The organism is Acidovorax sp. (genome assembly GCF_027492855.1).
In the GTDB taxonomy this organism is placed as follows: domain Bacteria; phylum Pseudomonadota; class Gammaproteobacteria; order Burkholderiales; family Burkholderiaceae_C; genus Acidovorax.
The window spans coordinates 1-11,275 of the sequence record NZ_JAPUDY010000071.1; the positions used below are offsets into that span (position 1 = coordinate 1).

12 protein-coding genes are annotated in these 11,275 nt (G+C 67.8%); 5 read left to right on the plus strand and 7 right to left on the minus strand.

Translation table 11 applies throughout. From position 1 onward, the window contains the following. Positions 1–218 precede the first annotated feature (218 nt). From Q0105_RS13475 to Q0105_RS13495, 5 genes are all read right to left on the minus strand, one after another. Complete coding sequence (locus Q0105_RS13475; RefSeq protein WP_298212623.1) at positions 219–2,087, minus strand: AMP-binding protein; 1,869 nt, start codon at positions 2,085–2,087, stop codon at positions 219–221. 11 nt (positions 2,088–2,098) lie between these two features. After that, positions 2,099–3,412, minus strand: a complete 1,314-nt coding sequence (locus Q0105_RS13480) for a serine hydrolase (protein WP_298212626.1) — start codon at positions 3,410–3,412, stop codon at positions 2,099–2,101. Between the two features lie 66 nt (positions 3,413–3,478). Further along, positions 3,479–3,985, minus strand: a complete 507-nt coding sequence (locus tag Q0105_RS13485) for a thioredoxin family protein (protein WP_298212645.1) — start codon at positions 3,983–3,985, stop codon at positions 3,479–3,481. Positions 3,986–4,209: 224 nt separating this feature from the next. Continuing rightward, positions 4,210–4,887, minus strand: a complete 678-nt coding sequence (locus tag Q0105_RS13490; protein WP_298212628.1) for a cytochrome c biogenesis CcdA family protein — start codon at positions 4,885–4,887, stop codon at positions 4,210–4,212. Continuing rightward, on the minus strand, positions 4,884–5,345 hold the full coding sequence (locus tag Q0105_RS13495; RefSeq protein WP_298212630.1) for a DUF2147 domain-containing protein: 462 nt from the start codon (positions 5,343–5,345) through the stop codon (positions 4,884–4,886). Before Q0105_RS13495 ends, Q0105_RS13490 begins: the two co-directional genes overlap by 4 nt. A gap of 169 nt (positions 5,346–5,514) precedes the next feature. Here Q0105_RS13495 and Q0105_RS13500 point away from each other — a divergent pair, with 169 nt between their 5' ends. From Q0105_RS13500 to Q0105_RS13515, 4 genes are all read left to right on the plus strand, one after another. After that, positions 5,515–6,258: a response regulator gene (locus Q0105_RS13500; protein ID WP_298212631.1), complete on the plus strand. Its 744-nt coding sequence runs from the start codon at positions 5,515–5,517 to the stop codon at positions 6,256–6,258. Continuing rightward, complete coding sequence (locus Q0105_RS13505) at positions 6,255–7,586, plus strand: ATP-binding protein (RefSeq protein WP_298212633.1); 1,332 nt, start codon at positions 6,255–6,257, stop codon at positions 7,584–7,586. The genes Q0105_RS13500 and Q0105_RS13505 overlap by 4 nt, the downstream gene beginning before the upstream one ends. Before the next feature lie 130 nt (positions 7,587–7,716). Continuing rightward, a complete protein-coding gene (locus Q0105_RS13510) occupies positions 7,717–7,845 on the plus strand; it encodes a hypothetical protein (RefSeq protein ID WP_298212635.1) in 129 nt (42 codons plus the stop codon). Positions 7,846–7,984: 139 nt separating this feature from the next. Further along, entirely contained in the window at positions 7,985–9,361 is a 1,377-nt protein-coding gene (locus tag Q0105_RS13515) for a homoserine dehydrogenase (protein ID WP_298212637.1), read from the plus strand. 60 nt (positions 9,362–9,421) lie between these two features. Here the strand turns inward: Q0105_RS13515 and Q0105_RS13520 are convergent, their stop codons facing one another. Continuing rightward, positions 9,422–10,057, minus strand: a complete 636-nt coding sequence (locus Q0105_RS13520) for an FMN-binding negative transcriptional regulator (protein WP_298212639.1) — start codon at positions 10,055–10,057, stop codon at positions 9,422–9,424. Positions 10,058–10,059: 2 nt separating this feature from the next. Beyond that, the gene (locus Q0105_RS13525) at positions 10,060–10,539 is read right to left on the minus strand and encodes an OsmC family protein (RefSeq protein ID WP_298212641.1); all 480 of its coding nucleotides are present in this window, start codon (positions 10,537–10,539) and stop codon (positions 10,060–10,062) included. Between the two features lie 66 nt (positions 10,540–10,605). Between Q0105_RS13525 and Q0105_RS13530 the strand changes: the two genes are divergently transcribed. Next, positions 10,606–11,275: PLP-dependent aminotransferase family protein (locus tag Q0105_RS13530; RefSeq protein WP_298212643.1), on the plus strand; the 670-nt coding region annotated here is incomplete at its 3' end.

Consider the following 11,275-nt stretch of genomic DNA (forward strand, 5'->3'; position numbering starts at 1 on the left):
ACTTGGACAGCTATACACCAAAATAATTCAATTTACTTCTGAGACACCACACTAGAGAGCCTCTGCGCGAATCGCGCCGGCCACGTGTGCGCAGCGGATCGGGATGGGGTGCAAGGCGCAAAGCGCAGCAATAGCCTTAGCTATTGCGAGCATTTGCAACGCGGCAGACCGCCCGAGGCCGCAGATGCACACGGCGCGACGATTCGCGCAGAGGTTCCCTAATGCAGCGCTTCGTCACCAATGGATTGGCGCCAGGTCACCGCCACTGTGTAGGGAGCCAGTTTGTCGGCCACGCGGCGGCGTTGGGCGGCATCCGGAGCGGCTCCTGCCTCAGCGCAGAGCTGCACCGTGATTCCCCTCGGGGGCTCGCCGAACACTGCCACGCCCAGGCCTTCTCCTGCCAACACTTCGACCAGGTGCCTGCGGGCTGCCTCGGCGCGCAGCGCGGGCTTATACACCTTGCCCACCGCCGTGAGCGGCAGCGTATCCACCACAAACACGCGGCGCGGCTTGGCGGGTGGCTCTGCAATCGTCCGCATCCCATGCGCGCGCAGCGCCTCTTCATCGACCACCTGGCCTGGCTTGAGCACCACGAACACCGCCGGTACCTCGCCCGCCGTCGGGTCGGGCATGCCCACGGCGGCAGCATCGGCCACGGCAGGGTGGGTGCGCATGCAGTCCTCCACCAGCGCCGGGTCGATGTTGTGGCCGCTGCGGATGATGAGGTCCTTGGTGCGGCCGCTCACCGTCACACGGCCGCTGGCGTCCACCACGCCCGTGTCACCCGTCACCAGCCAGCCGTCTGCGGTGAACAGGCCTGCGTTGTGCGCAGGGTTCACGTAGCCCGGGGCCACGTTGGGGCCGCGCACCACCAGCACCCCCAGCTCGCCCGCTGTGCAGGGGCCGCCCACGCCACCGTCGGCCTGCAGGCTGCGCGCCTGCACGTCGCAAAACGCGATGGGCAGGCCCGCCGATCCCAGCACCCGTGGCCGGGAGATGGGGTCCACGCAGATCACGCCAGCGCATTCGGTCATGCCATAGATCTCGCGCAGGGGTTGGCCCGTAGCTGCCTCAACGCCCTGGGCCACGGCGCGTGGCGTGAGTGCCGCGCCGCACAGGTTGGCGCGCAGCCGCGATAAATCTGCGTCGCCGACGGGCACCTGCAGAGCCCCCGCCAGGGCTGTGGGCACGCCTCCCACCAGCGTCGCTTCGGAGACCTGCGCGATGCGCCAGAAGTTGCGCACGATGGATGGATTTCGAAACCCTGCGGCCGACAGCAACACAATGCGCGCACCCGCCAGCAGCAGCGACAGGCTGCCAAACATGGTGGCGGCCACATGGAACATGGGCAGCCCGTTCAGCAGTGCATCCTGGGGCTCGATCCCCACGGCAAAGGCCCCGCCATAGGCCGCCGCCAACTGGTTGCGGTGCGTGTGGCGCACGATCTTGGGCGCGCCTGTGGTGCCGCCGGTGTGGTACAGCGCGGCGGTGTCGTCCGCACTGGCCGGGCCAAAGCCCGGCTGGGCACGGGCCTGGCGCATCAGCGCCCCAAGGTCCAGCCCCTCGCTCGGTGTGGGCGCAGTGCCGCCCACGCGCACCAGCGCCTGGATACTGGGCACGCGGGCGCGCACCTGCAAGGCCTTTTCCCAGAAGTCGGCGCCGGGCGTGGGGCCCAGGGCCACCAGTACCTTCACACGGGCGGCGCTGGCCAGCTCGGCAATGTGCTCGGCGGTGAGCAGCGGGTTGATGGGAAACGCGATGCCCACGGTCTCGGCGCCCCAGAGCACGAACTGCGTCTCGGGCAGCGAAGGCAGCAGGTAAGCCACCACGTCGCCACGGCCCACACCCAGCGCAGCCAATGCGTTGGCGCAGCGGGTCACGCCATCCAGCAGGGCCGGGTAGCTGATGTGGCGCCAGGGGGCGTCGGGCTCGCCACCGCTCACAAACGTCAAGGCTTCGCGCTCGCCATGTTGGCGGGCCGACATTTGCAGCGCCTCGTACACGTGGCTTGCGGGCAGCCAGTCGTCCAGCGCAGTGCCTTTGAAGGCCTCGCGCGCATCCAGCCCGGGGTTGGGAAAGCGGATCATCGCGGCCCCTTTCAACGTGCGCGCACGGCCTGGGCGATCGCGGCGAAGGCGGCGCGGTCATCCCCATGCGTGAAGGCCGTGTTGGGGATGGGGTGCGACGAGAGCTTGACGATCACCAGTTCGGCCTTGGGGTTGATGTGGATGTGCTGGCCGTTGAGGCCCTTGGCCTCGTAGCTGCCATCGGCATCGTGCGGGATCCACCAGTGGTTGTGGTACGAGTAGCCCGCGCGCATGGGCTGGTTGGCGGCCTTGAATTTCTCGGGGTCGGCCCCCTTGCGCAGCTCGGCCACGGTGCTGGGCGCCACCACCTGGCGGCCACCCACGCGGCCGTCCTGGCGCAGCATCTCACCCAGACGGCCCAGGTCGCGCAGCGTGGCACTCACTCCCACGCTGGTGGACTGGCCGCCCGAGGGATCGGCCCAGACGAATCCGTCCTCATCGGCGCCGATGCGCGACCAGATGCGTTCAGACATCAGTTGCGCAAAGCTCTTGCCGGTCACGCGTTGCATCACCCAGCCCACCACCTCGGTATCCACCGTTTTGTAGGTGAAGCCCTGGCCATGTTCACCGTCCTTCTTTTGCGTGGGCAAGAACTCCGCCAGCGAACGTGCGCCGGGGTAGTTGGCGGGCGCGGGCACCAGGCCCGCCGCGATGAGGTACTGGAAGATGCCGGACGCGGGGTTGGTGAAGTCTTCGGTGTACTTCACGCTGGTGGTCATGTCCAGCGTCTGCTGCAGCGTGGCATCACCCCAGGCGCTGTCCTTGAGCTCGGGCAGGTAGCTCGCAATGGACGCATTGGCGTCCAGCACGCCTTCGCGGATCAGGTCGGTGGCCAACAAGCCGGTGAGCGACTTGCTCATGGACCACAGCACATGCGGCTGGTGGCGTTGCATGCCCATGTCGTAGCGCTCATACACCACCTGGCCCTTGTGCATCACCAGCAGGCCATCGGTGTAGGTGCGCTTTTGCCAGTCCAGCAACGTGGTATTGCCGCCCTTGCCATCGGCCATGGCCAGGCCGTCTTGCAGGAGGCTTGTGGATTGGGACAAAGGCAGCGCGCCCTTGTCGCCACGCCAGATGTCTGTGGTGGGCCCCAGCTCGCGCAGGTGGTGGAAAGCCCAGCGCGCGTTGGGGTACTTGAGGACGGTGGCGAGCCGCACCACCTTGTCGGGCGGTGGTGGAAAGCCCTGCATCAGTTGCGTGCGCTCGGGGTGTGTGGCGTCAGGTGACGGCAGTTGGGGCGCCTGGGCGTGCGCCAGCGACGCCATGGCCAGGCCAGCGCACAGCAGCGCGTGAGACAAAGAGGTACGAAGAAAAGTGGACATACAAGCTCCGTCAAGAAAGAAGGAAGGAAGGAAAGAAAGGGCCAACGACTGCAACAACAAGGAAAATCAACGCCGTTGCGCCAGCAGCGCGCGGATGACGCTTTCGGTGCGCTCGTACTCGCCTTCGCCAAAGTGCTTGTAGCGAATGCGTCCGTTCACATCGATGAGGTAGGTGGCCGGCCAGTACTGGTTGTTGTAGGCCTTCCAGGTGGCGTAACGGTTGTCTTGCGCCACGGGGTGCTCCACGCCGTAGCGGCGCATGGCGCCTTCCACGTTGCGGGCCGGGCGCTCGAATGGAAACTCGGGCGTATGGACGCCCACCAGCGTCAGGCCCTGGGGCGTATAGGTGCGCGCCCAGCGGTTGATGTGCGGCAGCGTGCGCACGCAGTTGATGCAGGCATAGGTCCAAAAGTCGATCAGCACCACGCGGCCACGCAGGACTTGCATGGTCAACGGATCGGAATTGAACCAGCGCTCTATGCCAGCAAATTCGGGCGCGGGGCCAAAGTCGGGCAGTTGGTCGGCCAGCACCGTGTTTTGTGCACCGGCTTGTGAAGAGACCTGGCCCGCCATCAGCAGACCGCCCAGCGCGGCCAGCATCTCGCGCCGATTCATGGGGGTGGGGGTATCCATATCTATATCTCCTTCGTTATCCATGGCTCATGAAACTGGCGCGCCCTAGGCGGGGGACGCCAAGCAAGGGCCGCCCCGCAGCGAGGGCGTCGTCCCCTGCCCGCATCGCACAGCGCTGCGAGAGCGGGGGGATGTGGCGCAGCCGCTCAGGGGGGTGCCGCATGTCAGCCCAGCCACAGGGCCAGTTCGGTATCCCAGCCCATCAGCATGGCGAGGGCCACGGCCATCACCACCACGCCGCTGATTTGCTGCACCAGCGCCAGCCGCCCCGCCACACGCCGTGCCCAGCCGGTGGCCCACTGGCCGCCATAGGCGATAAGCAGCATGGGGATGGCGGCACCCACCGAGTACGCCAGCAGCAGCGTGGCAACGCCCAAGGTGGTGGGCTCCGTGGCGATCACCGTCAAAATGGATGCGAGCACCGGCCCGGCGCAGGGCGTCCACACCGCACCCAGCGTGATGCCCAGCAGCAAGCCCCCGGCGGGTGTGTGCATGGCGCTGCCGGGCAGCGACACGTTGGCCAGGCCACCCAGCAGGCCGCTGGCGCGCTGCGCAATGCCGTGGAACAGTGGCGGCCACACCATCGCCGCGCCAAAACACAGCAGCAGCACGGCAGCCCCTTGGCGCAGCGTTTCGTGCGAGAGGCCCAGCACCTGCGTGAAAGCGCTGAACACCAACGCCATGGCCGCAAACGACAGCGCAAACCCCAGCGCGATGAACACCGGCCGCCAGGTGCGCTGCCCGCCCACCGAGGCGCCCAGCACCACGGGCAGCATGGGCAGCACGCAAGGTGCAGCCACCGTGAGCATGCCGGCACCCAGCGCCAGCAAGGGCGTTGTCATGAACGGCCTCCGTCTGCCGGGCGGCGCCACACCTGCGTCTGGCCAAACAGCGAAATACCTACGTAGGGGCGCACCAGCAGCTGCTGGGGCTCAGAGGGCTTGATCGTGGCGCTGTAGTGCTTGCCGTTCTCGCGGTTGTAGATGCGCCCCTCGTACTTGCCTTCGCCCGTATTGCGGATACCGTCGAGCAGCGTCATGCCAAGCGCCGGGCGCTTGTCCACAGCGTCCATCTCCTGCCCCGGCGCGCTCATCGAGCGGTTGGCCAGCACCTTCACCACCTTGCCGCACAGCGCGTTGCCGCAGGGGGCGATGTCCACTTCCAGATTGCCGCTTTCGGTGATCCAGCGGCCCAAGACCGGGTCGTTCGCGCCATCCGGGCTGGCAGGCTGTGCCATGGCCCCCACCGCCGCCAGCGTGCAGCCCGCCGCAAAACCGCGCATCAGAGTTGAAACTTGCATGAGCTTTCCCAAACGAGTGATGAAGAAGGCTCTATTGCAATGGCGGGGCTTGTCGGCGATGTGTCGGGTGCGGGCCGTTTTGTCAGCCCACATATCTGTACGGGTTGTGGACAAATTGAGATACAAATCCAGACATCCGCCCCGAGGCGCCCAATGAAAGAATGGCCCCATGCAGACGCAAGACCATGTCCTCATCGTGGACGACGACGCCGGTATCCGCGAGCTGGCCGCTCAGTACCTGGGCAAACAGGGCCTGCGCGTGAGCATGGCCGCCGATGCGCGCGAGATGCGCACGGCGCTGTCGTCGCAGCGCATCGACCTCATCGTGCTGGACCTGATGCTGCCCGGCACCGACGGCATGGCCCTGTGCCGTGAGCTGCGCAGCCCAGGCGCGGCACAAATTCCCATCGTGATGCTCACGGCGCGCAGCGACGAGGTGGACCGCGTGCTGGGCCTGGAGATGGGCGCCGACGACTACCTGACCAAACCTTTTGCCGCACGCGAGCTGCTGGCGCGCATCCATGCCGTGCTGCGGCGCACACGCATGCTCCCGCCCAACCTGGCGGCGCAAGAACCCGCGCGCTGGCTGGTGTTTGGCGACTGGCGGCTTGACACCGTGTCGCGCCACCTGCTCGATGCGGACGACGCCATGGTGGCGCTGTCGGGCGCCGAATACCGGCTGCTGCGCGTGCTGCTGGACCACCCCCAGCGCATCCTTACGCGCGACCAATTGCTGCACCTCACCCAGGGGCGCGACGCCGAGGTGTTCGACCGCTCCATCGACCTGCTGGTCAGCCGCGTGCGCCAGCGCCTGGGCGACGGCGTGCGTGAGCCCCGCTACATCAAGACCGTGCGCAACGAGGGCTATGTGTTCTGCGAAGCCGTGGCCTCGGCGGCGGGCAGCGCGCCATGACCTGGCCCCGCTCGCTGCGCGGGCGCATCCTGCTGGTGATGGCCGCAGCCCTGGCCCTGGCCCACCTGTGCACCTTTGCGCTGGTGTACCTGGAACGCGGCACCGCCATGCGCGGCATGATGGTGTCGTACCTGGCCAGCGACGTAGCCAGCTCCGTCGCCATGCTGGAGCGCCTGCCCGCCGCCGAGCGCGCGCAGTGGCTGCCCCGCCTGGCGCGGCGCAACTACCGGCTGCGGCTGGACGCGCCCGGCAATGCGGCGCCCGCCACCACGGAGCTGGCCCAATCGGTAGGGCAAGAGCTGCAAGGCGCACTTGCCCGGCCCGTGCAAGTGGGCGACCCACGCACCAGCGGCCTGGCCTTGCGCGCGCAACTGCACCTGGCCGACGGCACCGCCCTGGCCGTGGATGTGGACGAGCCCCGCATGCTGGTGTCCGACTGGGCCTGGGCCGCGTTGGCGCTGCAACTGGCCCTGCTGGCCGCCCTGTGCGTCTGGGCCGTGCGCACCGCCACAGCGCCCCTGAACAAGCTGGCCGATACCGCCGACGCCCTGGGCAGCGACGGCAGGGGCGCGCCCCTGCCGGAAACCGGCCCCAGCGAGGTCGCCCGCGCAGCCACCGCCTTCAACCGCATGCAGCAGCGCATCCAGGCGCATCTGCAAGAGCGCATGCAGATCCTCGCCGCCGTCTCGCACGACCTGCAAACCCCCATCACCCGCCTGCGCCTGCGCGCCGACCTGCTGGACGACACCGCGCTGCGCGACAAGCTGCACGCCGACCTGGCCGAGATGCAGTCGCTGGTGGAAGAGGGCATCGCCTACGCGCGCTCGCCGCAGGCCGTGCGCGAGCCGCTGCAGCGTGTGGACTTGCGCGCGCTGCTGCAAAGCATTGCGTTCGACTACGCCGACGCGGGCCTGCCCGTGCAATGGCTGGCTGCGGACGCGGACGCGGACGCTGACGATGCCACCACCGCCGCTATCTGCCACACACGTCCGCAGGCCCTGCGCCGCGTGGTGTGCAACCTGCTGGACAACGCGCTCAAGTTCGCGGGGGCCGCCGAACTGAGCCTTAAGGCCGGTGCGCAAGGCCCCTGGCAACTGCGCGTGCAAGACCGTGGCCCTGGCATCCCCACGCAAGATCTGGCCCACGTGCTGCAACCCTATGTGCGGCTCGAAGACTCGCGCAACCGAGGCTCTGGCGGCACCGGGCTGGGCCTGGCCATTGCAAGCGAGCTGGCCAAGGCGCTGGGCGGGCAACTGGTGCTGGCCGCGCGCGAAGGTGGCGGGCTGGATGCGCGGCTGGTGCTTCCACCGCAGGCCACACAAGCATAAAAATGGCCCCTGGCGCTTATTCATCAAGCGCCAACAGCTATTAAATTGGTAGCAAAATATATCCATCCGCTGCACGTGCGCCACGCCGCGCTTGACGCGGGCCGTACCGGCTCGGGTACACTGGCCCTTCATGTCGTACACCTCCAACACCGTCGCCGCACGCGCCACTGCCTTCCAGGGCATGGGCATGATGCTGCCCGCATTCACGCGGGCGATGGGTGCACGAATGATTACCACCATTACCGCCGCGGCCACCTGAGCACGCGCAGGTGGCCGTTTCGGCAGCCACCTGGTGATCGCTCTCTCTTCTCTCCAAGACGAATGAATGAAACCCAGCTCTGGCAGCTGGGGTTTTTTGTTTGTTCGTTTGTTTGTCTGTTCGTCAGCCGGAGAAGTCCATGTACCGCGATCCCGTCCAGCCTCTAGAAGCTCTATCGTTGCACCCCGCCGCCACCACAATGCGTCCCCTGCGCGTGGGCATGATCGGCATTGGCACCGTGGGCGCGGGCACCTTTCGGGTGCTGGCGCGCAATCAGGCGCTCATCGCGGGCCGTGCGGGGCGGGGCATCGAGGTGGTGGTGGTCTGTGCCCGCAACCTGGCCCGCGCCGTGAGCGTGGTGGGCAAGGATGTGGCGCTGACCAACGACCCGATGCAGGTCGCCACCCACCCCGACGTGGATGTGCTGGTCGAAGCCGCTGGCGGCACCGGCCCGGCGCGCGAATGGGTGCTGGCCGCCATCCGCGCGGGCAAACATGTGGTCACGGCCAACAAGGCGCTGCTGGCCGTGCATGGCAACGAGATCTTTGCCGCCGCGCGCCAGCACGGCGTGGCCGTGGCGTACGAAGGCGCGGTGGCGGTGAGCACCCCCATCGTGAAGGCGCTGCGCGAGGGCCTCACGGCCAACCGCATCGAGTGGGTGGCGGGCATCATCAACGGCACCACCAATTTCATCCTGAGCAAGATGCGCGATGAAGGCGTGGGCTTTGCCGAAGCGCTGGCACAGGCCCAGGCGCTGGGTTATGCCGAGGCCGACCCGACCTTCGACATCGAGGGCATCGACGCCGCACACAAGATCACGCTGCTGGCGGCCAACGCGTTCGGCATGCCGCTGCGTTTTGCCGACGCGCAGGTGGAGGGCATCACCGCGCTGCAAGGGCTGGACGTGGTCTGCGCGGAGCAACTGGGCTTTCGCATCAAGCTCTTGGGCGTAGCGCGGCGGCGGAACGATGGCATCGAGCTGCGCGTGCAGCCTGCGCTGCTGCCCGCCACACACCTGCTGGCACATGTGAACGACTCGATGAACGGCATCTTGGTCAAGGGCGATGCGGCGGGCGTGACGATGTACTACGGCGCGGGTGCGGGCTCGGAGCAAACGGCGTCGGCCGTGATCGCCGACCTGGTGGACGTGGCGCGGCTGCAGGGCACCCACGCAGCGCAACGCGTGCCGCACCTGGGCTTTCACGCCAGCGCGGTCAACGAAGACCTGGCCGTGTTGCCTCGCGCCGCCGTGCGCACGCGCCACTACCTGCGCGTGCCGGTACACCAGGCCCCACACATCGAAGCCGTGGGCGCCTGGCTGGCAGCGCAGCAGGTGCCGGTGCTGCGTGTGCAGCTAGCTTGTGAAAAGGCCACCCCCGCTGGCACGGGCCCGCAAGTGCTGGTGTTGACGGACGCAGTGGCCCAGGCCACCGTGGACCTGGCTGTGCACGCGCTGGCTGCGCACCCCGCCGTGGCGGGGCCGGTGGTGGCGTTGCGGGTGGAAATGTTGGAGTAAAAATGGCTGCTAGCGCTTATTTATCAAGCGCCAGCAGCTATCAAATTGATAGTATTCATATCAAACCGCCCTGCGCCCTTGCACCAATGCCGCCATGTCTTCGGCGACTGCGGTGCCTTCCGCCATCAGGCCTTGCACCACGCCCGCGCGGTCGGCGTCCGTGCGGTTCTGGCTCACCTTCCAGATGCCCTCCCAGCGCTCCACCGCCAGTTCGATGCCCACGATGGCGCGCAGCAGCTTGTCGGTGTAGTCGGGTGGTGCATCGTCGATGCGCCAGGGGTCGGGGCGGTGGGCCTCGTGCTGTTCGCTGAGCGTATGCAGGATGGCGCGCAGGCGCTCCGGGTCGTCCACCGCGCTCAAGGTGCCATGGGCGTGCACGGTGGCGTAGTTCCAGGTGGGCACCTGCTTGCCGTCAATGGCTTTGGACGGGTACCACGAGGGCGACACGTACGCCTGCGGGCCGTGGAACACCGCCACGGCCTGCTGCGGCAGCAGCGGCCACACACCGTTGGCGCGGGCCACGTGGCCGACCAGCGTGCCGTGGGGGCCGTTTTCTGGCGCCAGGTACAGCGGGATGTGGTTGGCGTGCAGCGCACCTTCATGGGCGATCACCAGCGTGGCCAGGGGCTGCGCGCGCACCAAGGCGTGCAAGGTGGCGGCATCGGTGACGTGGAACTGCCGGTTGGGGTAGGCCATGGTCAAGCGCCTTCCACTTCAAGCACAGGCGCGCAATCGATCTGCGTCTTGACCGAGTTGGCCAAAAAGCAGGCTGCGTGCGCCTTGTGGTGCAGATCGGCCAACACCTCGGGGCTGGGTGCGTGGGCTGCATCAAAGCACGTGATGGGGCGCAACTGCACGTGGGTGACGACGAGCTGGCCCTGCGCGTTGTTGGCCATGGTGCCCACAGCCGCGTCGGTGTAGCGGTTGAGCCGAAAGCCTGCGCGGCAAGCGAAGTCCAAAAACCACAGCATGTGGCAACTCGACAGGGCGGCCACGTAGGCCTCCTCGGGGTCCACAGCGGCTGCGTCGGAGTAGGGCAGAGGCACTACGTGCGGCGAAGACGAGCCGGGTACGGTGGCGCCGCCGTCGAACTGCCAGGTGTGGGCACGGTGGTAGCGCTTGTCCAGAAAATCGTCGGTGCCACGGGACCAGGTGATGGTGGCAAGGTGCTCGGCCATGGGTGGGGTCTTTCTACAATGGTTCTTCAGTTTATGACCATGCAATCGCGTCGAGGGAGCCAATTCATGCCACTTGCCAGAGCCAATGCCCAGGGCGCAAGCCCCGGCCTGCTGCGCCAGCAGGTGTACGAGCAGTTGCGCAGCGCCATCGAGCAGGGCCGCCTGCCAGCAGGCACGCGCCTGCCGCCGTCGCGCGAGCACGCTGCCAGCCTGGGGGTGTCGCGCAACACGGTGTTGTGGGCCCTGCAGCGCCTGCAGGCCGAGGGCTATGTGGAGGCGCATGTGGGCGACGGCACCTATGTGTCGCAGGCTGCAGGTGCGGTGCCCACGCCAGGGCTGGTGGCGCCGCCACGCGGGCTGTCGCGGCGCGGCCAGCTTATTGCCGAGACGGCGGCGCGCTGGCGGCCACCGCATGTGGCAGCGCGTGCGTTTCGCATCGGCGCACCCGAGGTGGATACGTTTCCCTTTGCGCTGTGGGACCGCCTGGCGCGCCAGGCCACGGCCCGCCAGCGCAGCGCCCGCGCGCAGTACCTGGACCCGGCCGGTGACCCTGACCTGCGCCAGGCCGTCGCGCTGTGGCTGTGGGCCTCGCGCGGCATCCGCTGCGATGCGGCGCAGGTGGTGGTGTGCTCGGGCTCGCAGCAGGGGATCGATCTGATCGCGCGGCTGCTGCTGGACCCCGGCGACGAGGTGCTGGTGGAAGACCCCGGCTACCCCGGCATCCGCGCCAGCCTGC

Bases quoted from the DNA above. Each gene is read 5' to 3' on its own strand.
- Q0105_RS13475 (WP_298212623.1), bottom strand. From the start codon at position 2,087: ATGATCCGCTTTCCCAACCCCGGGCTGGATGCGCGCGAGGCCTTCAAA.
- Q0105_RS13480 (WP_298212626.1), bottom strand. From the start codon at position 3,412: ATGTCCACTTTTCTTCGTACCTCTTTGTCTCACGCGCTGCTGTGCGCT.
- Q0105_RS13485 (WP_298212645.1), bottom strand. From the start codon at position 3,985: ATGGCGGGCCAGGTCTCTTCACAAGCCGGTGCACAAAACACGGTGCTG.
- Q0105_RS13490 (WP_298212628.1), bottom strand. From the start codon at position 4,887: ATGACAACGCCCTTGCTGGCGCTGGGTGCCGGCATGCTCACGGTGGCT.
- Q0105_RS13495 (WP_298212630.1), bottom strand. From the start codon at position 5,345: ATGCAAGTTTCAACTCTGATGCGCGGTTTTGCGGCGGGCTGCACGCTG.
- Q0105_RS13500 (WP_298212631.1), top strand. From the start codon at position 5,515: ATGCAGACGCAAGACCATGTCCTCATCGTGGACGACGACGCCGGTATC.
- Q0105_RS13505 (WP_298212633.1), top strand. From the start codon at position 6,255: ATGACCTGGCCCCGCTCGCTGCGCGGGCGCATCCTGCTGGTGATGGCC.
- Q0105_RS13510 (WP_298212635.1), top strand. From the start codon at position 7,717: ATGTCGTACACCTCCAACACCGTCGCCGCACGCGCCACTGCCTTCCAG.
- Q0105_RS13515 (WP_298212637.1), top strand. From the start codon at position 7,985: ATGTACCGCGATCCCGTCCAGCCTCTAGAAGCTCTATCGTTGCACCCC.
- Q0105_RS13520 (WP_298212639.1), bottom strand. From the start codon at position 10,057: ATGGCCTACCCCAACCGGCAGTTCCACGTCACCGATGCCGCCACCTTG.
- Q0105_RS13525 (WP_298212641.1), bottom strand. From the start codon at position 10,539: ATGGCCGAGCACCTTGCCACCATCACCTGGTCCCGTGGCACCGACGAT.